This is a genomic window from Pedobacter sp. UC225_61 (genome assembly GCF_044452285.1).
Lineage (GTDB): Bacteria > Bacteroidota > Bacteroidia > Sphingobacteriales > Sphingobacteriaceae > Pedobacter.
The window spans coordinates 975,538-995,065 of the sequence record NZ_JBIOAL010000001.1 but is presented as its reverse complement, the minus strand read 5'-3'; the positions used below and the strand labels follow the sequence as shown (position 1 = coordinate 995,065).

Below are 19,528 nucleotides of genomic sequence, written 5' to 3'. Positions count from 1 at the left end.
ATGTGTGTAAATAATTGCTTAAGCACTCTTGAAAGATGTACTTTCTGCATCGCCCCATAAATCTTCAATTCCAAAGAACTCACGTTTTTCTGTTTTAAAAATGTGAACCACGATATCAAAGTAATCTAAGATGATCCATTCAGCGTTCTCTTGACCTTCTTTATGCCAAGGATTTGTTTTGGTTAATTTATATATTTCATCTTCAACGCTATCGGCAATAGCTTTTACTTGAGTTGAGGAATCTGCATTGCAAACAATAAAATAGTCAGAAACAGAGCTATTTAGTTCTCTTAAATCTAAACGAACAATATCATTTCCCTTTTTTTCTTGAATGCCATGTACGGCTATTTCTGAGAGGTATGTAGAAAGGTTTGCGGTTTTCTTTTTTACCATTAAAAATTTTTAATTTTGATTATCAACAAATATAATCAACACTTGCAAAATAACACTTTTTCAACACTATTTGTTGGTCAAAATCGCATCAAATTATTGGCGGTCGACTCTACCAATAATTTTTTAAAGAACTTGGTGTCAAAATCCGAGCCATTACCAGAAGGAACTGTAATTATGGCAGATGACCAGTTTGCAGGAAGAGGCCAGCAACAAAACACTTGGCATGCCGAACCTGGAAAAAATCTAACCATTAGCATTTTATTAAAGCCAAGATTTTTACCGCTAAATAAACAGTTTTTATTAAATATGGCTATTAGCATTGCTATTAATAAGGCTTTATCAACTCATGTGGCAAACGGCATTAGCATAAAATGGCCGAATGATATTTATTATTTTGATAAAAAACTTGGGGGTGTTTTAATAGAAAATTCGGTCACTGGTAATACCATTAAAACTGCCGTAATTGGCATAGGATTAAATATTAATCAACAAGAGTTTTCAGAAGAGTTAAAGAGTAAAGCAACATCGTTACATCAAATTTTACAACAAGATGTTAATTTAGATGAGCTATTAATAGAAATTTGTAGTCAAATAGAAAGTTTGTATCTAGTTTTAAAAGCGGGTAACTATACATTTTTAAGGCAAAAGTACGTTGAGAAGCTATACAAATTTGATAAACCAGCAACATACCGACAAAATGGCGAGCTTTTTGAAGGGACAATAAAAGGAGTAACAGATTTAGGACTATTAAACGTAGAACAAGAAGGAAAAATAAGGGAATATAATTTTAAAGAAATAGAATTTTTAAATCACACATAATGAAAAGAATAATTTTAATTTTAACACTAGTTTTTTTTAGCGCTGTTGGTGCTTTTGCGCAATTAGATAATCCAGTAAGTTGGGCATATTATGGAAAAAAAATAAGCAGTACAGAAGCAGTTATATACATAAAAGCTACAATTGAAGACGATTGGCATATTTATTCTCAGAATATAAAACCAGGCGGTCCAAATAAAACTATTTTTACTTTCGCTCCATCAAAAGATTTTTCATTAATTGGAAAAACAACAGAGCCGAAACCAATTACCAAATATGAAAAGGTATTTAAAATGGATGTCTTATATTTTGAAAACGAAGTAGTATTTCAACAAAAAATAAAATTGAATAAAGGGGTTACGGTTGTAAAAGGAAAAGTTGAGTTTATGGTGTGTAACGATAAACAATGTTTGCCGCCTAATGAAGTAACATTTAGTATTCCTGTTAAGTAATTTTATCATATCAAAAAAGAAGCCTTTTGACGATGTTAAAAGGCTTTTGTTTTTTACAAACCATATAGAAATGAAAAAAGTTGTCTTTCTTTTCGCTTTCATGATGTTGAATTTTGTTGCTTTTGCACAATTAGAAAAACCGATTAAATGGTCTTATTTTGTTAAAAGAATAAACAAAACAGAGGCAATACTTTATTTAAAAGCAAAGCTTGATACAAAATGGCATATGTATGCTCAAGGCGTAAAATCTGATGCGATGAGATTGAAATTTAGTTATGCGTCATCCAAAAATTTCAAGTTAATCGGTAAAACCATCGAGCCAAAACCAATCAAGAAATACGATAAAATCGTAAAGATGGATTTAGCATATTTTGAGAATGAAGTCGTTTTTCAACAAAAGATCAAATTGATTAAATCGCCTGTGGTTATTAAAGCAAAAATCGAATTTATGGTATGTAACGACAGAAGTTGCTTGCCTGCGGATGAAATTACACTTAACATTCCTATAAATTAAATTGATAGAAGGGATTGTAATTGTTCTGCAATGTAACTAACGGCAAGTCTCTATTCTCCATCTTTAATGAAAAGATTTCTTAATTTCACGACCTTTAAATAACAATAATGAAAAAGATAAGCATCCTTTTATTTTTTGTCGGCATTTTTTTTCTGATAAACCCTAATCAAAGTGTTGCGCTAACTCCGCAAACAGATACTGTGTCAAATGCAGTTCCAGATGATAGTCAGTTTACAACTATTGGATCTACAGAAGATAGTGTCGCAAATAGCAAAGCGCAAACTTCAGAAAAAGGAATTGATAGTGCAAAAACCAATACATTAATAGCGCCAACGAACACGGCAAAACCAGTGTCGTTATGGGTAACTTTTGGTTTAGGATTATTAGCGGGACTGGCAGCATTTTTTCTACCGTGTATATTCCCAATGGTTCCGCTTACTGTAGGGTTTTTTACCAAAAGAGCAGAAAGTAAAGGAAAGGGAATACGAAGTGCAATTATTTATGGATTATCCATTATTGTGATTTATGTAGGATTAGGCGTTGTTATTACACTGATTTGGGGAGCAAGCGCATTAAATCAAATCTCAACTGATGGATTTTTTAATATCCTTATCTTTTTGATCCTTGTAATTTTTGGAGTTTCTTTTTTAGGCGCTTTTGAAATCACATTACCAAGTTCTTTTGTAAATAAATTAGATGCGAAATCAGATTCTAAAGGTCTAAGCGGCATATTTTTCATGGCCGCTACACTTGCAGTAGTTTCGTTTTCGTGTACAGGCCCATTAATCGGAACATCCTTAGTCGCAATTAATACCGATTTATGGACTCCAGTTGTGGTGATGTTTGGCTTCTCGTTATCATTAGCGATAATATTTACACTGTTTGCGATATTTCCAAGTTTGATGACTGGTCTACCAAAATCTGGCGGCTGGTTAAATTCAGTTAAAGTGGTGTTAGGATTTTTAGAGCTGGGTTTAGCCTTAAAATTTTTGTCTACCGCAGACTTATCTTACCATTGGGGAATTTTAGATAGAGAAATTTTCTTAGCCATTTGGATTGTTTTGGCCATCCTTTTAGGTGTTTATTTATTGGGAAAAATCAAATTCTCGCACGATAGCGATTTACCTTATGTCTCTATCCCAAGACTTTTCCTTTCTATTGCTTGTTTTGTTTTTGCATTTTATTTAATTCCCGGTTTATGGGGAGCGCCATTAAAAGCGGTAAGCTCTTTAGTTCCGCCAAGGTCAACACAAGATTTTGTTTTAACCGAAGGTGGAACAATTGCTGGGCATACAGAAATAAATAGCAAGAAAAAGTATAGTGATTTTTTGAGCTTCGAGTATAAAATAACTGACGGTTTCTTCGATTATGACGAAGCTCTCGCGTATGCGAAAAACGTAAATAAACCTTTGTTTTTAGATTTTACGGGGCATGGCTGTGTAAATTGTAGAGAAATGGAAGCCAAAGTTTTATCAGATCCAAGAGTACTTAAAATTATAAACGATAATTATGTTGCTGTTGCGATTTACACTGACGATAAAACTGATCTTCCAGAAAATGAACAATTTGATTCTAAAGTATTAAAAAGAAAAGTCAACACTGTTGGATTAAAATTCCAACATTTACAAGCCGATAAATTTCAAACCGTTTCTCAGCCTTATTACGTGCTGTTAGGAAATGATGAGAAAGAATTAGTTTCTCCACCGATTGGAGTAGAATATGATATTGATAAATACATAGCTTATCTAAACAAAGGATTAGCTGAATTTGCGAATACAAAGAAATAAATGAGTACAATAAAAAACATAGGAGTTTTAACATCTGGTGGCGATTCGCCAGGAATGAATGCGGCAATTAGGGCTGTAGTAAGAGCCAGCTTATACCATAATTTAAAAGTAACAGGTATTTTAAGAGGTTACGAAGGAATAATTCATGCAGATTTTATACCAATGGATGGTAAGTCTGTTGCAAACATAATTCAACGAGGCGGTACAATTTTAAAAACAGCTAGAAGCGATGCTTTTAGAACAAAAGAAGGAAGAGAATTAGCGCATAAAAACTTAGTAGAAAGTGATATTGACGCCTTGGTTGTAATTGGTGGAGATGGAACTTTTACCGGGGCAGATTTATTTTCTAGAGAGTTTAACTTTCCTGTAATTGGCTTACCTGGAACTATTGATAACGATCTAGAAGGAACAGATTTTACGATTGGATACGATACAGCTATCAACACTGTTGTAAATGCGGTAGATAAAATTAGAGATACAGCAGAATCTCACGACAGATTATTTATTGTAGAAGTAATGGGAAGAGATTCTGGATTAATTGCTTTGAGAAGTGGAATTGGTGTTGGCGCAGAAGCAATTATGATTCCTGAAGCAAAAATCGGAGTTGAAGATGTGGTATCTAGATTAGAAAACGGACGAAAAGATAAAGCCTCGAAAATCATTATAGTAGCTGAAGGGGATGAAGCCGGAGGTGCATATAATGTTGGCGAAGCTTTAAAAGGAAAATTCCCTAATTATGATATTCGTATTTCTGTTTTAGGACATATTCAACGTGGTGGAAAACCAAGCTGTATGGATAGAGTTTTAGCAAGTCGTTTGGGTGTGGCTGCAGTAGAAGGCCTGTTGGCTGGCAAAACCGATGTAATGGCAGGACAAGTTAATCGTGAGATTGTATTTACTCCTTTTTCACACGCTATTAAACACATTGACGCAGAAAAAATTACTCCAGCTTGGCTGAGATTAGTTGAAATACTCTCATTATAATGAAAAACGAAGAGGTAAAATGGAAGATGGTTGTTCCTCTTCCATTTTACCATTTCCATCTAACATCTAATTTAGTCTTCCAGTAAAACAGCAGTTCCGCTTGCCGTAACCATTAGCATACTTCCTCCGCTGCCAACAGTTTCATAATCTAAATCCACTCCAATAATTGCATTGGCTCCCATTGCAACAGCATATTGTTGCATTTCGTTTACTGCAGTATTTTTGCCTTCGCGTAACACCTGTTCGTAAGAGCCAGATCGTCCGCCAACAATATCGCGGATACCCGCAAAAAGATCTTTAAAAATATTGGCGCCAATAATAGTTTCGCCAGTTACAAGACCAATGTATTTTACAATTTTCTTGCCTTCAATGGTATTTGTGGTTGTAATTAACATCTTATTTAGGTTTTTATATTTCGATGTTAATTTTGGAAAATTGTTACAACAATTTGGTTAATACTTGCTCCCATGTATCAACACGTTCGTAATCTGTTAAAAGCAAATTATGAGGAGAGGTGAAAAGCAAAGTTCTACCTTTAAAATCAATAAAGTTTTTAGCTCTGTCATCTATCATTACATCTGTATTTACGATTTTTTCTCCACAAAAAATGATGTTTTTCCAGCTTATAAACGGAAAGTGATCTGCTAACCAATGGTATTTATCTTCTAGCGAATTTGGAAATTCCATTGCTGCAGAAACAATGTAAACCTCGTGTTTTTCTTGTAATTTTTTAACAGCCTCAACACACCCTTCAATTAATTCTAAATCTCTAAAAAATCCTTTTTCATTAATATAATCGAACCATTTATTGTTGATATGCTCTGGAATATGATGATAAATTTCATTACCAGCATCTATTTTTAAGTCTAATGGAATGCCGTAATCACGGTTATAAAGTTGAATAAATTTTTTAATTGGATCGGCTAGGACTTCGTCCATATCTATGGCTATCTTCATGGTTGTAAATATCCAAATTTGCGTGTAGAATTATGTTAATTGAATATAAAATTAATGCAGTTTGCTAGTTATTAGTATTTTACTTACTTTTGCATCCCCGCAAGCACGAAGCTCCGGGAACTATGTTGAATACATAAACTTAAAGAAAAATGGCAACTAAAATCAGATTGCAAAGATTCGGTAAAAAAGGGAAACCTTTTTTCCACGTGGTAGTAGCAGATTCTCGCTCTCCAAGAGATGGTAAATTTATTGAGCGTTTAGGTTCTTATAACCCAAACACCAATCCAGCAACCATCGAAATTAACTTCGAAAAAACATTAGACTGGGTAAACAAAGGTGCACAACCAACGGATACTGCTCGTGCTATCCTTTCTTACAAAGGTGTTTTGTACAAAAAACACTTACAAGGTGGTGTTAAAAAAGGCGCTTTAACTACTGAACAAGCAGATGCAAAATTTGCAGCTTGGTTAGAAGCTAAAGGTGGTCAAATTGAAGGAAAAATCGAAGGTTTAAGTGCAAGCAAAGGTGAGGCTAAAAAAGCTGCTTTAGCTGCTGAAGCTAAGAAAAATGCTGACCGTGCTGCTGCAATTGCATTGAAAAATGCTCCTGTAGAAGAGGTTGTTGAAGAAGAAGTAGTTGCTGAAGAGGCTCCTGCGGTTGAAGCTGCAACTGAAGAAGTGGTAGCAGAAGCTCCGGCTGTTGAAGAAACTGCTGCTGTAGCTGAAGAGGCTCCAGTTGCTGAAGAAGCTCCTGCTGCTGAGGGATCGGCTGAAGAAACAAAAGAAGAAGCATAATCATAGATTTGTTTTAACTTATTTATAGCGTTCCGAGTTTCGGGACGCTATTTTTTTTAACCCATATCTAATCCATTTTGTCTCTAAAGACAAAGAATTTATTTCAAGTTTTAATAAAAGGAACATGACTAAGGAAGAATCATTTTATATCGGCTACATCACTAAAACAAAAGGATTAAAAGGCGAAGTTCAACTATATTTCGAATTTGATGCCTATGAAGATTTAAATCTGGATGTGCTTTTTGCTGACATGAATGGTAAAATGGTTCCTTTTTTTGTGGCATCGTATAAATTATATCCAAATCAAACGGGTCTTTTTTATTTTGATGATATCGATCATATAGATAAAGCTCAGGCTTTGGTGAAGAAAAAAATCTACATGCCGTTAAATAAAATGCCGGAACGTGATGAAGATGATTTTACATACAATGATCTAAAAGGATTTATGGTATCCGATGAAACACATGGCGAACTTGGTGAGATTATCGAGGTTAATGAATATCCTCAACAATTTGTAGCAACTCTACTTTATAAAGAGAAAGAGATTTTATTTCCTTTAAATGAAGATATGATTGTAGAAATTGATGATGAAGAGAAAATAGTATATGTCGATTTACCAGAAGGATTGCTAGATATTTATCTTTCTAACTAATAAATTGAAACAATAGATAGGCTATTTCGTTAAATCTAAATGAAACGCTTAACCCTATTTGCCTTATTAGTTGTCCTGTTTTCTGCCTGTAATAATCAGAAAGAGAATAAAGAAGAAATGGCTACCAAAGTTGTAGATACTGTAAAAGGAGAGACACCTAAAGACGATGGTTTATCTCAGCAAGACTTTATTAAAGCAACTGGAAGGCAAATTTTAATTTTTCTTAAGGAAAACAACTTTCAAGAACTCAGCAAATACTTTTCAAATGATGGTGTTCGATTTTCGCCTTATGGTTTTATTGACACAGTAAAATCTAAAAAACTCACTCCAGAGGACTTTTTAGAATCTATCCATAAAAAATGGGTACTTACATGGGGGAATTTGGATGGGACAGGGGATCCAATTAAATTAACTGTTCCAGCCTATCTTAAAAAGTTTGTTTATAATTCGGATTATCTAAATGCGGAAGCAGTTGGCTACGATGAAATTATAAAGCAAGGAAATTCGTTGAACAATCTTAAAACCATTTATCCAAACCATCATTTTATAGATTACCATTTTAGGGGATTTGATCAAAAAAATCAAGGAATGGATTGGACAAGTCTTCGTTTAGTTTTCGAAAAGGAAGATGGTCAATATTTTCTAGTTGCCATTATCCATGATCAGTGGACAATTTAGAATTAACATATTAACTTTTAAAAGCTAGCTAATTCCTTAATTTGTCAAATAAGGGTATCATATCTACCATTGGTATCACTTTGGGAAAAACTTTATATTTGTATATGCGTTTTGATATTATTTCCGTTTTGCCAGATTTATTGACAAGTCCTTTTGCTCACTCTATTTTACAGCGAGCGCAAAAAAAAGGTATTGCTGAAATTGTGGTGCATAATTTAAGAGATTACGCAACAAATAAACAGAAAAGTGTAGATGATTATCCTTATGGAGGAGGAAGTGGAATGATTATGGCAGTACCTCCATTTGCAGCTTGTATAGAACAATTACAAAGCGAACGTGAGTATGATGAGATTATTTTCATGAGTCCAGATGGAGAAACATTAAATCAGACTATTGCAAATCAACTTTCGACGAAAAAAAATATCATCATTTTATGTGGGCATTACAAAGGGATTGACCAACGCATACGCGATATTTATGTAACTCGAGAAATTTCTATTGGGGATTATGTTTTATCTGGCGGAGAATTACCAGCCGCAGTTTTAGTTGATGCAGTAATTAGACTTATTCCAGGAGTTTTAAACGATGAAACTTCCGCTTTATCTGATAGTTTTCAAGGAGATTTGTTAGATGCCCCATTGTACACTCGTCCTGCTGACTGGAGAGGCCATAAAGTTCCTGATGTGTTGTTGAGCGGGCATGAGGCAAAAATAAACGACTGGCGCCACGAAGAAGCGGTTAAGCGTACACAAGAACGTAGGCCAGACTTATTAAAGTAGATAAGCGAGTGTGGAAAAACTATAAATTGTTAGAAAATAAATAAATTTCGAACATCACTTTTATTTTTAAAATAATTTTCCTAATATTGCAGTCCGATTTTAAACAACAAAAAATCGGCTTAATAGCTTAAAATCATGGATTTAGTAAAATTTGTAGAAGAGCAAGTAATTGCAAAAAATGAGTTTCCTTCTTTCAAATCAGGAGATACAGTGAGTGTTCACTATAAAATTCGCGAAGGTAATAAAGAACGTATTCAAATTTATCAAGGTGTTGTTATTCAACGTAACAGTGCTGGTGCAAACGAAACGTTTACTGTTCGTAAAATGAGTAATGGTGTTGGAGTAGAGCGTATCTTCCCAATTAATTCTCCAAATATTGATAAAGTAGAAGTTAACAGTCACGGTAAAGTACGTAGAGCTAAATTGTTCTATTTACGTGAATTAACTGGTAAAGCTGCTCGTATCAAGTCTTTAAGAAAATAATATTCTTTAATAAGATATATAACCTTCACGATTAGTTTCGTGGAGGTTTTTTTGTTTATATCTTTGCCGCACCAAATAGAATTGAAATGAACGAAATGAAACAACTTTTAAAAAAGTACGAAGAGAAACAGCCTGAGATTGTTTTTGAATGGAAAGACAAGGAATCTGAAGCAGAAGGCTGGGTAGTGATCAATTCATTACGTGGTGGCGCTGCTGGCGGTGGTACACGTATGCGCAAAGGCTTAGATAAACGTGAAGTGGAATCTTTAGCTAAAACAATGGAGGTTAAGTTTACTGTTTCTGGTCCACCAATTGGGGGAGCGAAATCTGGTATTAATTTCGATCCAGCAGATCCACGTAAAAAAGAAGTTTTAGAACGTTGGTATAAAGCTGTAATGCCATTATTAAAAAGTTATTATGGCACTGGCGGAGATTTGAATATAGATGAAATACATGAAGTTATTCCAATTACCGAAAGCTATGGATTATGGCATCCACAAGAAGGAGTAATTAGTGGACATTACCAAGCTAGAGAAAACGAACGGATTCACCAAATTGGTCAGTTACGTTATGGCGTTTCTAAAGTATTAGAAGATCTAGATTATACCCCAGATATCAAAAGAAAATATAAAGTAGCCGATATGATTACCGGTTATGGCGTTTCTGAATCGATTAGACATTATTATAACATTTGGGGGGGAGAATTAGCGGGTAAAAAAGCAATTATACAAGGTTGGGGAAATGTTGCGGCTGCGGCAGGTTATTATTTAGCTCAACATGGCGTTAAGATTGTGGGAATTATAGATCGAGTTGGAGGATTAATTAAACCAGAGGGATTTACAGAAGAAGAAGTGAAAACATTGTTTAACAATAGAGTAAACAATACATTGGTTGCTGATAATTTAATTCCTTTTGCAGAAGCAAGTGAAAAAATTTGGAATGTAGGGGCTGAAATTTTCGTTCCAGCGGCTTCTTCAAGATTAGTTCAGCAAGAAGAAGTAGACAAAATGATTAAAAGTGGTCTAGAGGTAATTGCTTGTGGCGCTAACGTCCCTTTTGCAGATAAAGAAATTTTCTTTGGAAGCATTATGGAGCACGCCGATAATCATGTTGCAGTAATTCCAGATTTTATTGCGAATTGTGGAATGGCTAGAGTTTTTGCATATTTAATGCAACGTAATGTGGAAATGAGCGACAATGCAATCTTCTCTGATGCATCAAACGTAATTGGAAATGCTTTGCAGGCGGTATATGCGAAGGCTAATAAAAGAACAAATTTATCGAGCACAGCATTTGAAATTGCACTGAAGCAATTGGTATAACCCGATAAGATTAAACTAATTTTTAATCATTAAACACTCCATCTAACAATTAAAAACTATAAAAATAAATAGATGAATGGATAATCAATTTTTTCAACAGGTATTTTGGGGCAACACCATACGAGCATACTGTATGTTTACGGGCATTATATTACTCGGACTTTTATTTAAAAGAATCGTCTCACGATTTTTAAGTCAACTCTTATTTAAACTGTTCAAAAAATTTGCTGATGAAGTAAAAATAGACACTTTCATCGCTCTGCTTTTAAAACCATTTGAATTTTTTATAACGTTAGCTACTTTATATTTAGCGATAAATCAATTAAAGCACCCGCTTGGAGTAGAGGTTTTTCATTATCATAAACTAGTTGATAAAGTAAAAGTATTACAAGTATTTACGCTTGGTGAACTTTTGGATAAGATATTTTTATTTCTAATTATTCTTTCATTCTTCTGGATTATTTTAAGAATTATCGATTTTGTAGCACATGTATTTATGTATAGAGCTATAAAATCTGATAACAAAGCAGATGATCAGTTAGTGCCATTTTTAAAAGAGCTTTTCAAATTCATTATCTATTTCATAGGCTTTTTTGTATTGTTAGGCTACGTTTTTGAAGTAAATGCATTAAGTCTAATCACTGGATTAGGAATTGGCGGTATCGCAATTGCATTAGCTGCGAAAGAAACATTGGAAAACCTCATCGCCTCCTTTACTATTTTTATTGATAAACCATTTACAGTAGGTGATTTGGTAAAAGTTGATGGAATTGAAGGTGCAATTGAAAAAGTTGGATTTAGAAGTACGGTCTTACGTAGTACAGACAAAACAACCTTAATTATCCCCAACAGAGCGATGATAGATGGTGTTTTAGAAAATATGACCCGTAGAAATTTCCGTAGAGTTAAGTTCAATATCGGGATCATTTATGAAACGGAAGCCGATATGATTAAAAAGATAATCACAGAAATTAATCAGTTTTTAGCGCAAAATCCAGATACTACAGATGGTGTAGCAACTTTTGATAGTTTTGCAGATTCTGCTTTAAATATTCAGATTTTATATTTAGTCGAAAACCCAGACTTCAATACTTATCTCAAAATTAAAGAAGAGGTAAACTTTAAGATTATCGAGCTAGTTCATCAATACAACTCTGATTTTGCTTATCCAACTCAACGTCAGGTAGCAGATAAACCTAAAACGTAACCTTTATTATAGACAACTATAAGATTTGTGAGAGAGTTAACTCAATTCTGCTAAAACAGTAATCCCACCTTTTACAACTTCATTTAATTGTAAGTTTACTTTTGTGCCGATAGGTAAAAAGATATCTACCCTTGAACCAAATTTAATAAACCCAAATTGTTCAGTTTGTACAACCTGGTCTCCTTCTTTAATATACCAAACAATTCTACGAGCTAAAGCTCCAGCAATTTGTCTGAATAATACAGAAGTTCCGTTTTTATGTTCAACAACAGTAGTAGTACGCTCGTTTTCTGTACTAGATTTTGGATTCCAAGCAGCTAAATATTTACCAGGGTGATATTTAAAAAACTTCACCACACCAGAAATAGGGTTCCTGTTAATATGTACATTAACGGGTGACATAAAAATAGAAACTTGCAAACGTTTATCTTGAAAATACTCGCCTTCTTCGGTTTCTTCAATTACTACTACTTTACCATCTGCAGGGCAAATCACTAAATTTTCTCCCGAAGTAAATGTTCTAGATGGGTTTCTAAAAAACTGTAAAACGATAACAAAAAGAGCAAAAGATAAGGTATAAGTAAACCAGCGTAGCCAAGCTAAATCTGCATATTTATAATCTACAAAGGCGTTAAGTACCATGATAAATAAAACGGTAAGCGCAATGGTGGTGTAACCTTCTTTATGTATAGTCATTGTTTTTGTTTTTAGTGAGGCAAAAATCGGAAAAAAAACTGATAGATTAAACCTATATGGCTCTATAAATATCTTTTAAGTTTCGGCCTAAGCCGTTATAATCTAAACCATAACCAACCACAAATTCGTTGGGAATTTCAAAGCCAACATAATTTAACTCTTCAATAGGTTCTTTTAATGCTTTGGGTTTAAATAATAAACTGCAAACCGTTACCGATGCGGGCTTTTGTGCATGAACTTTCTCTAAGATATATTTTAACGTTAAACCTGTATCCACAATATCTTCTACCAAAACCACATCCTTATTGTGTAAATCAGTTGGCAATCCGAAAACCTCTTTTATTTTACCAGTGCTTTCAGTTCCTTTATAGCTAGCTACTTGAATAAAGCCCACTTCGCAAGCTATATCTATTTCTTTTATTAAATCGGCCATAAACAAAAAACAACCATTTAAAACACCAATAAAAACGGGGCACCTATTTTCATAGTCAACATTAAGCTGAATACCGATTAAACGGATTCGCTTATTAATCGTCTCGTTTTCCAACAAGATTTCAAAATTTTTATCGTTTACCTGAATTTTATTCATTGGATATAGTTTAACCGCCCTCTTCGTTCTCTTTTCTCCGTTGTTCTCGTCTTTCTTGGCGTAATTGTTTTTTAGTTTTTACAGTATCTGTTTTTACAGGAGCTTTAATTAAAGTATCCTTTTTTGGTGCACCAAATAAACGGTCAAAAAGGTTTTTAGATTTATCTTGCATTCCTGCAGGTGGCATCATATCATCCTCATCACCTTCAATTTTATTCGTATCAATCACTACTGAATCTGGTAATAAATATTGTCGTAATCCTTCACGTAAACGGACGTTATAAAAACCATAACCACTAGTATCAGCAGGTGTTAAACCTCTTCGAGCCATCGTATTTCCAATGAAATTGAAATAAGGTAATAAATATCCTTTTAAACTACCATCACTCATAAATTTGTAAAGAGCAACCTTTGGTTTAGGTACAATATTAGCTAAGAAAATTCCTTCACCAGTAGTTAATTCTGCAGGTGTTTTACCAAAATAATGACGAGCAGCTTCGCCAATTCCATATACATTTTGGCCCATTTCTATAATATTGAAATAGACTTCTAACATCCGTTGTTTGCTAATTAATTTGTTGTTTTCAATTAACCATACAATTAATATTTCTTCCGCTTTGCGAGCTAATGTTTTTTGTCTACTTAAGAAAACATTTTTAACCAATTGCATAGAAATTGTACTTCCACCACGTTTAAAACGCTTTTCTTTAAAGTTTACAGCAATAGATTTTCGAATAGATTCTTCTACAAAACCTTTGTGCCTAAAGAATGATGGATCTTCAGAAGTTAACAGTGCATTTTTAAAATTCGAAGAAATATCGTCTAAACGTGTAAAATTAGGATTAGAAGGCCCAATAGTTATATTTCGCATTGGTTTTCCATATTCATAGGGTGTATAAACGAAAGTAGAATTGATTTTTTGCAAATCTGTTTTACCCCATTTCACTATTTTAAAATCAGTAGGTGTAAGAGTAGAATTAAATTGTACACTATCAGGTATTGATGAATCTAAATAAAAATCCAAGCTATATTTCAATTTACCTTTTACCTGTATTCCTTCTAATGATTCAAACAATCCTAATGGAAAAGAATCGAAAATAGCTTGGGCATCTTGTTCTTCTGCATTTAGTTTCATCTCGTAAATTTTGTTAGGAGACAATGTATATTTTAAGTAAGGATGGATAGATGCGTTTTTTAGGTAAACTGTTGATGTACTGTCCAAGCAAATGTAATTTTCACCAATTAACATGTCTGCGTCCACTTTTGCATCAGGTACAATTACATCTGCAGATGAAATCCTTTTCTGATTAATTAACAGATTTTTTATAGACCAAGAACCAGAAATTTTATAATCATCACCACTATAATCTGCATCTTTCATCTCGGTTCTAACTGTATCAAAGTTGACTTTTGTGTGTAATTTTTGTTCCAAATATGGCAATTCTACTTTCTTTCCATCTGCAAAAAGCATCAAGTTTAATCGCTTTGCACTTGGGCGCAATTTGCCGTTTACATGCCATGTTGCTGCGGTATCATTTACCAAAATGTTCGATTTTAATTCTCCATTATCAATGGTTGCACTAGTAGTTAAAAACTTAACTGACGCCGTATCGTTATCATTCAATTGCATCAGGAAGTTCTTAATTTCCATATCATCAGGAATTTTATAAAAAACTTCATTCAGCAAATTGCTAGCTAAATCGCTCAATGCAACTTTATTTGTTGTGGCAGTGCTATCTTTCTTTTTTCTTTTCAGGATGAAATCCAAATTGGTTAGAGAATCTCTTAAAACAACATTCAATTTTCCTTGATTAAGATTAATTTCTGAGAGCTTCACATTACCAAACAGCAATGGAAATATTTTAACTCCAATTGTGATGTCATTAATCGTCGATAATGTATCTCTGTCTTTTGGTACCACTGAAATATTTTTCATGTTTACAGAGCTTAATCCAGTAAAACCAGCAGAACCAATTTTAATTTCAAGTCCGTAATCTTTATCAGCTTTTGCGATAGCTTTTGCCATCATTTTTTTAAGCAGAGCCTCTCTTTTACTATAAGCGATTGCTCCAAGTGATATAAAAACGAGTAAAAAAACGCCTAAAACCCAGGCACCAATCTTTAAATATTTTTTAGGGATTTTAATTTTCGGTAGATGCATAAACTAAAGTAGAAATTATTGTTAAACAAACGCTTAGGGCAAATGTTTATTTCGTGCTAAGATATTAATTGTATTCATCTGTTGCACGGAGTTCGACAAACTAACAACCATTTGTCAGTTTCGTCTAGTTCGTGTTAAAATTACAACAAAAAGGGCGATAGAAAATTTTTTATGCCTATGTTTTGTTAATTTTGAGGAATGATAATTACTGAGGAACAGGTTTTAGCCGCTTTACGAAATGTAGAAGACCCAGATTTGAAAAAAGATTTGGTTACACTACACATGATTAAAGATGTTAAAATTGAAGATAAAACGATTGGATTCACATTAGAGTTAACCACGCCAGCATGTCCAATGAAAGAGATGCTGAAGAATGCTTGTACAAATGCCATTAAACATTTTGTTGCAGCAGATGCGGTAATCAATATTAATATTACGTCAAAAGTTACTAAGCCATTAGACACTACACAACTAAAGGCGATTAAAAATATTATTCTAGTTTCATCTGGTAAAGGCGGGGTTGGAAAATCTACAGTTGCTAGTAATTTGGCGGTAACTCTAGCTGCTGATGGAGCTAAAGTTGGCCTAATCGATGCAGATATTTATGGGCCATCTGTGCCTATTATGTTTGGTTTAGTTGGTGCAAAGCCAAGTGCGAGAGAAACAGAAGATGGAAAGACCTTAATCTTACCAATTGAGAAATATGGTATCAAATTACTTTCGTTAGGATTTTTTGCAGACCCAGATCAGCCTGTGCCTTGGCGTGGACCAATGGCTTCAAATGCCATCAAACAGTTATTTAACGATGCGGATTGGGGAGAATTAGATTATTTAATTGTTGATCTTCCTCCAGGAACAGGAGATATTCATATTACTATTTCTCAAAGTTTCCCAATAGCAGGAGCTGTAATTGTAACTACTCCACAACAAGTGGCATTGGCCGATACAAGAAAAGGATTAGCGATGTTTAAAATGCCTGGAATTAATATTCCAGTTTTGGGCGTAATAGAAAACATGTCTTATTTTACACCAGCAGAATTACCAGATAACAAATATTATATTTTTGGTAAGGATGGTGGAAAACAATTAGCAGAACAATATAAAGCGCCATTTTTAGGAGAAATTCCTTTGGTGCAAAGTATTACTGCAGCTGGAGATAGTGGACAACCAATTTCAATAGATAAAGAAAGCCCATTAGCTGTTGCATTTGCAGAAATTGCTGGTAAAATGGCGCAACAGATTTCTATAAATAACATTCAGACAGCAAATTGCTAAAAAATTACTATTTTTATACTTTAAAAAATATAAGATGAATTTAACGGAACAAGTGGAGCAAGCATTAGAAACGATCAGGCCATATTTAATAGCTGATGGTGGAAATGTTGCCATAGAAGAGATAACGCCAGAGCATGTTGTTAAATTAAGATTATTGGGTAATTGCGGTTCTTGTAAAATGAGTTTCATGACTATGAAAGCAGGAATTGAACAAGCTATTATGAAAGCAGTGCCTGAAATTACAGGTGTTGTTGCCGTAGATTTAGCAGAACAAGATTAGATTTTAACACAATTTAACTAGTCAATACAGCATTTACACTTATTTTTGTGAAATGAAATATAGCTTAACCATTATATTGCTATTATTTGTTGCCACGGCTTTTGCGCAAAGCGAAACCAAAAGCAACAAATTGGTGCAGTTTTCGGGAATTATTACCGATGCTGACAGCAATATAGTTGTGCCCTATGTAACGATAACAAATTTATCAGTTAAAGAACAAAAATACGCCGCAAATTACCAGGGCTATTATTCATTTATTGCCCACCCAGGTGATACGGTGGTGTTTTCTGCAGTTGGCTTTACCAGCAAAACGTTAATATTACCAAGGGAAATTGCCGAGCATAAATATACAGCAATGGTTAAGTTAAAATCAGAGGTGGTGTATTTGCAAGCGGTAAGAGTTAACCCATGGGCAACGGTTGAAGAGTTTAATAAAGATTTTCTCTCTATGAAAGTAGCTGATGATGATATGGCTATTGCCAAAAGAAATGTATCGCCGAAAGCATTGAGAGGAATGATTGCTACCTTACCAAGAGATGGTCAAGAAATTAGTAATGGGAATTATCGTTATAATTTCGATCGGATGGTAAACACCAATATGCGTCAGACAAATCCATTACTAAATCCTTTTGCTTGGGGCAGATTAATGCAAACTATCTTTAGTGGAGATAAACTTCGTAGCGAAGATCGATAAATTATCTTTTTTTGTTTTGTTTTGGGAAACGCATTTTGTAATCCGTTTGTACATTTCCTTTAGAAATATTGTCAAGCTTACTTCTTAACATTTGTTTGCGCAACAAACTCAATTTATCAGTAAACAATTTACCTTCAATATGGTCGTATTCATGTTGAATTACTCGAGCTGGAAAACCTGTAACTTTTTCTTCGTGAAGCTTCCAATTTTCATCATAATACTTAATTAAGATATTTGGCTTACGTGTTACATCTTCACGCACCTCTGGAATACTTAAGCATCCTTCATTAAAAGCCCAAGGCTCACCAGTTTCTTCTAAAATTTGAGCGTTGATGAAAACTTTCACATAAGCCTCCTCATCTTCGTCACCTTTAGTATCCACAATAAATAAACGGATAGGCAAACCAATTTGAGGAGCAGCTAAACCAACGCCACTAGCATTATACATGGTTTCGAACATGTTTTTTATCAGTTGTTGTAAATCAGGATATGTTTCATCAATATCATCACAAACTTTCTTTAAAACAGGATCGCCGTAGGCTACAATTGGTAACTTCATACTGCAAAAATACAAAAATACACGAATTGTTAGATTGCTTTGTTGCTAAATTGTTGTTTTGATGACAGCAATGTTTAATAACTATTCGGGATGCTTAGTTTTCTGTGGGATAAAATGTGAGCGAACTTAATTTGCTTTCATCTAAAATCTCGTTAGAAATAATTACCATATCAGTTGTACTAACTGCTCTAATTTTATTAAATACAGTTTCTAAATCATCAATTTTATTGTAATCAATTAGACTTTTTGCCATAGAAATGATTAACCCAATTCTATTTTCTTCGCCTAAAGCAATTTGTCCAATAAATTTATTTTTAGCTTTTTGCAATTGAATTTCTGTTAAAGGATTGTCCTTTATTTTTTTGAACTCTTTTGCAATTAGGCTAAACGCTTTGTCTAATTTTTCTTTGTCTGTACCAAAGTATAAAGCAAAAATCCCTGTATCGCTCAGCGGACTATAATTAGATTCAAATGGTATATGCAATGCCGTATTTTTCTCTTAATTGTAAATTTAAAATCGAGCTCATTCCCGTTCCACCAAGCATGTTATTAAGTAATAATAAACCAGCTTTGTATGGGTGATGCAAAGAATAAGCCTGTGTGCCCATCATTACATGCGCTTGTGAAATTTGTTTATTTACAACGATATTTTGTGCTTTATTTGGGATTGGCGCACTTCTTTTTTTATCTGATAAATTTGCTGGAACAGATTCAAAATGTGTAGAGCCAACTTTTATGAACTTATTTAAAGGGTAATTTCCAATCACGGCAACCACGATTTCATCTGTTCTGTAATTATCCTTGATGAACTTTAAAATGTCTTTTCTTGTTAATGCATTTACTGTTTCAGGTGTTCCTAAAATATTTCTCCCAAAGGGATGACCAGCAAAAAGTTGATCTTCAAAATCGTCGTTTATCGCCTCTTCAGGTTGGTCTAAATAAGAAGTAATTTCATCTAAAATAACCCCTTTTTCTTTTTCCATTTCATCCTCTGGAAATACAGAATGAAAAACGATATCATTAAAAAGCTCTATTGTTCTGTCCAAATATGGGTTTAAAAAAGAAGCATGAACACATGTATATTCTTTAGTAGTATATGCATTTAAATCTGCACCAATACTTTCTAATCGGGTTAAAATCTGATTGGTGTTTCGCTTCTCGGTACGTTTAAAAATTAAATGTTCAATAAAATGAGCTAAACCCATTTGCTTTTCATCCTCATCTCTAGAACCACTATTGATAATAATACAAGCGTGAGAAATTGCTGATGCAGAAGGCACATGCAAAAGCCTAATGCCATTGTGTAAAGTATGAACGTTATATTCCATTAAGCGGCAAAGATACATAAGATTGCGAGATTATTTATTGATATCCAGTGTATAACTCTGTCATTTTGACCTATAAAGCATTTTGGAACAGGCATTGATAAGCTTAGGTATAATCAAAAAATTATAAA

At 33.8% G+C, this 19,528-nt stretch carries 22 protein-coding genes and 1 pseudogene; 15 read left to right on the top strand and 8 right to left on the bottom strand.

Annotation, left to right across the window (positions count from 1 at the left end; genetic code table 11):
* Positions 1-18: 18 nt before the first annotated feature.
* Positions 19-393, bottom strand: coding sequence for a ribosome silencing factor (gene rsfS / locus ACHMWN_RS04830; protein ID WP_372819137.1), 375 nt, complete (start codon positions 391-393; stop codon positions 19-21).
* Between the two features lie 15 nt (positions 394-408).
* On the opposite strand from rsfS, the gene ACHMWN_RS04825 reads away from it, so the two are divergent.
* From ACHMWN_RS04825 to pfkA, 5 genes are all read left to right on the top strand, one after another.
* Positions 409-1,212 carry a biotin--[acetyl-CoA-carboxylase] ligase gene (locus tag ACHMWN_RS04825; protein WP_397298183.1) on the top strand — a complete coding sequence of 268 codons (804 nt, stop codon included), beginning with the start codon at positions 409-411 and terminating at the stop codon, positions 1,210-1,212.
* A complete protein-coding gene (locus ACHMWN_RS04820) occupies positions 1,212-1,661 on the top strand; it encodes a protein-disulfide reductase DsbD N-terminal domain-containing protein (RefSeq protein WP_397298181.1) in 450 nt (149 codons plus the stop codon). Before ACHMWN_RS04825 ends, ACHMWN_RS04820 begins: the two co-directional genes overlap by 1 nt.
* A 70-nt stretch (positions 1,662-1,731) precedes the next feature.
* Positions 1,732-2,175: a protein-disulfide reductase DsbD domain-containing protein gene (locus ACHMWN_RS04815; RefSeq protein WP_397298179.1), complete on the top strand. Its 444-nt coding sequence runs from the start codon at positions 1,732-1,734 to the stop codon at positions 2,173-2,175.
* Positions 2,176-2,282: 107 nt separating this feature from the next.
* Positions 2,283-3,962 carry a protein-disulfide reductase DsbD family protein gene (locus ACHMWN_RS04810; RefSeq protein ID WP_397298177.1) on the top strand — a complete coding sequence of 560 codons (1,680 nt, stop codon included), beginning with the start codon at positions 2,283-2,285 and terminating at the stop codon, positions 3,960-3,962.
* Entirely contained in the window at positions 3,963-4,946 is a 984-nt protein-coding gene (gene pfkA, locus ACHMWN_RS04805; protein ID WP_397298176.1) for a 6-phosphofructokinase, read from the top strand.
* Between the two features lie 71 nt (positions 4,947-5,017).
* Here the strand turns inward: pfkA and ACHMWN_RS04800 are convergent, their stop codons facing one another.
* Entirely contained in the window at positions 5,018-5,341 is a 324-nt protein-coding gene (locus tag ACHMWN_RS04800) for a heavy metal-binding domain-containing protein (protein ID WP_397298175.1), read from the bottom strand.
* A gap of 43 nt (positions 5,342-5,384) precedes the next feature.
* On the bottom strand, positions 5,385-5,903 hold the full coding sequence (locus ACHMWN_RS04795) for a 5'(3')-deoxyribonucleotidase (protein WP_397298174.1): 519 nt from the start codon (positions 5,901-5,903) through the stop codon (positions 5,385-5,387).
* Between the two features lie 149 nt (positions 5,904-6,052).
* Here ACHMWN_RS04795 and ACHMWN_RS04790 point away from each other — a divergent pair, with 149 nt between their 5' ends.
* From ACHMWN_RS04790 to ACHMWN_RS04760, 7 genes are all read left to right on the top strand, one after another.
* Entirely contained in the window at positions 6,053-6,697 is a 645-nt protein-coding gene (locus tag ACHMWN_RS04790; protein ID WP_397298172.1) for a 30S ribosomal protein S16, read from the top strand.
* 124 nt (positions 6,698-6,821) lie between these two features.
* Complete coding sequence (gene rimM, locus ACHMWN_RS04785; protein WP_397298171.1) at positions 6,822-7,349, top strand: ribosome maturation factor RimM; 528 nt, start codon at positions 6,822-6,824, stop codon at positions 7,347-7,349.
* 39 nt (positions 7,350-7,388) lie between these two features.
* Positions 7,389-8,027, top strand: coding sequence for a hypothetical protein (locus ACHMWN_RS04780; RefSeq protein ID WP_397298170.1), 639 nt, complete (start codon positions 7,389-7,391; stop codon positions 8,025-8,027).
* 104 nt (positions 8,028-8,131) lie between these two features.
* Positions 8,132-8,806, top strand: a complete 675-nt coding sequence (gene trmD / locus ACHMWN_RS04775; RefSeq protein ID WP_397298168.1) for a tRNA (guanosine(37)-N1)-methyltransferase TrmD — start codon at positions 8,132-8,134, stop codon at positions 8,804-8,806.
* 135 nt (positions 8,807-8,941) lie between these two features.
* Positions 8,942-9,289, top strand: coding sequence for a 50S ribosomal protein L19 (gene rplS, locus ACHMWN_RS04770; RefSeq protein ID WP_055133060.1), 348 nt, complete (start codon positions 8,942-8,944; stop codon positions 9,287-9,289).
* Between the two features lie 95 nt (positions 9,290-9,384).
* On the top strand, positions 9,385-10,611 hold the full coding sequence (locus ACHMWN_RS04765; protein WP_397298165.1) for a Glu/Leu/Phe/Val dehydrogenase dimerization domain-containing protein: 1,227 nt from the start codon (positions 9,385-9,387) through the stop codon (positions 10,609-10,611).
* A gap of 76 nt (positions 10,612-10,687) precedes the next feature.
* Positions 10,688-11,818 carry a mechanosensitive ion channel family protein gene (locus ACHMWN_RS04760; protein ID WP_397298163.1) on the top strand — a complete coding sequence of 377 codons (1,131 nt, stop codon included), beginning with the start codon at positions 10,688-10,690 and terminating at the stop codon, positions 11,816-11,818.
* 36 nt (positions 11,819-11,854) lie between these two features.
* On the opposite strand, the gene ACHMWN_RS04755 is transcribed toward ACHMWN_RS04760, so the two are convergent.
* From ACHMWN_RS04755 to ACHMWN_RS04745, 3 genes are read right to left on the bottom strand one after another with little or no spacing between them, the layout of a single operon-like run.
* Positions 11,855-12,514 (bottom strand): phosphatidylserine decarboxylase family protein, encoded by a 660-nt coding sequence (locus tag ACHMWN_RS04755; protein WP_397298161.1) that lies wholly within the window; start codon positions 12,512-12,514, stop codon positions 11,855-11,857.
* Between the two features lie 52 nt (positions 12,515-12,566).
* A complete protein-coding gene (hpt, locus tag ACHMWN_RS04750) occupies positions 12,567-13,103 on the bottom strand; it encodes a hypoxanthine phosphoribosyltransferase (protein ID WP_397298159.1) in 537 nt (178 codons plus the stop codon).
* A gap of 10 nt (positions 13,104-13,113) precedes the next feature.
* Positions 13,114-15,264, bottom strand: coding sequence for a transglycosylase domain-containing protein (locus ACHMWN_RS04745; protein WP_397298157.1), 2,151 nt, complete (start codon positions 15,262-15,264; stop codon positions 13,114-13,116).
* Between the two features lie 198 nt (positions 15,265-15,462).
* Between ACHMWN_RS04745 and ACHMWN_RS04740 the strand changes: the two genes are divergently transcribed.
* Genes ACHMWN_RS04740 through ACHMWN_RS04730 form a run of 3 tightly spaced genes read left to right on the top strand, consistent with a single transcriptional unit; the run spans position 15,463 to position 17,513 of the window.
* Positions 15,463-16,539 (top strand): Mrp/NBP35 family ATP-binding protein, encoded by a 1,077-nt coding sequence (locus tag ACHMWN_RS04740; protein WP_397298155.1) that lies wholly within the window; start codon positions 15,463-15,465, stop codon positions 16,537-16,539.
* A 34-nt stretch (positions 16,540-16,573) separates the two neighbouring features.
* On the top strand, positions 16,574-16,819 hold the full coding sequence (locus tag ACHMWN_RS04735; protein ID WP_173270804.1) for a NifU family protein: 246 nt from the start codon (positions 16,574-16,576) through the stop codon (positions 16,817-16,819).
* A gap of 52 nt (positions 16,820-16,871) precedes the next feature.
* Positions 16,872-17,513 carry a hypothetical protein gene (locus ACHMWN_RS04730; protein WP_397298154.1) on the top strand — a complete coding sequence of 214 codons (642 nt, stop codon included), beginning with the start codon at positions 16,872-16,874 and terminating at the stop codon, positions 17,511-17,513.
* Position 17,514: 1 nt separating this feature from the next.
* On the opposite strand, the gene def is transcribed toward ACHMWN_RS04730, so the two are convergent.
* Both def and ACHMWN_RS04720 read right to left on the bottom strand, forming a co-directional pair.
* The gene (gene def / locus ACHMWN_RS04725) at positions 17,515-18,072 is read right to left on the bottom strand and encodes a peptide deformylase (RefSeq protein ID WP_397298153.1); all 558 of its coding nucleotides are present in this window, start codon (positions 18,070-18,072) and stop codon (positions 17,515-17,517) included.
* A 94-nt stretch (positions 18,073-18,166) separates the two neighbouring features.
* Positions 18,167-19,400: pseudogene (locus tag ACHMWN_RS04720) on the bottom strand (M16 family metallopeptidase).
* Positions 19,401-19,528 lie beyond the last annotated feature (128 nt).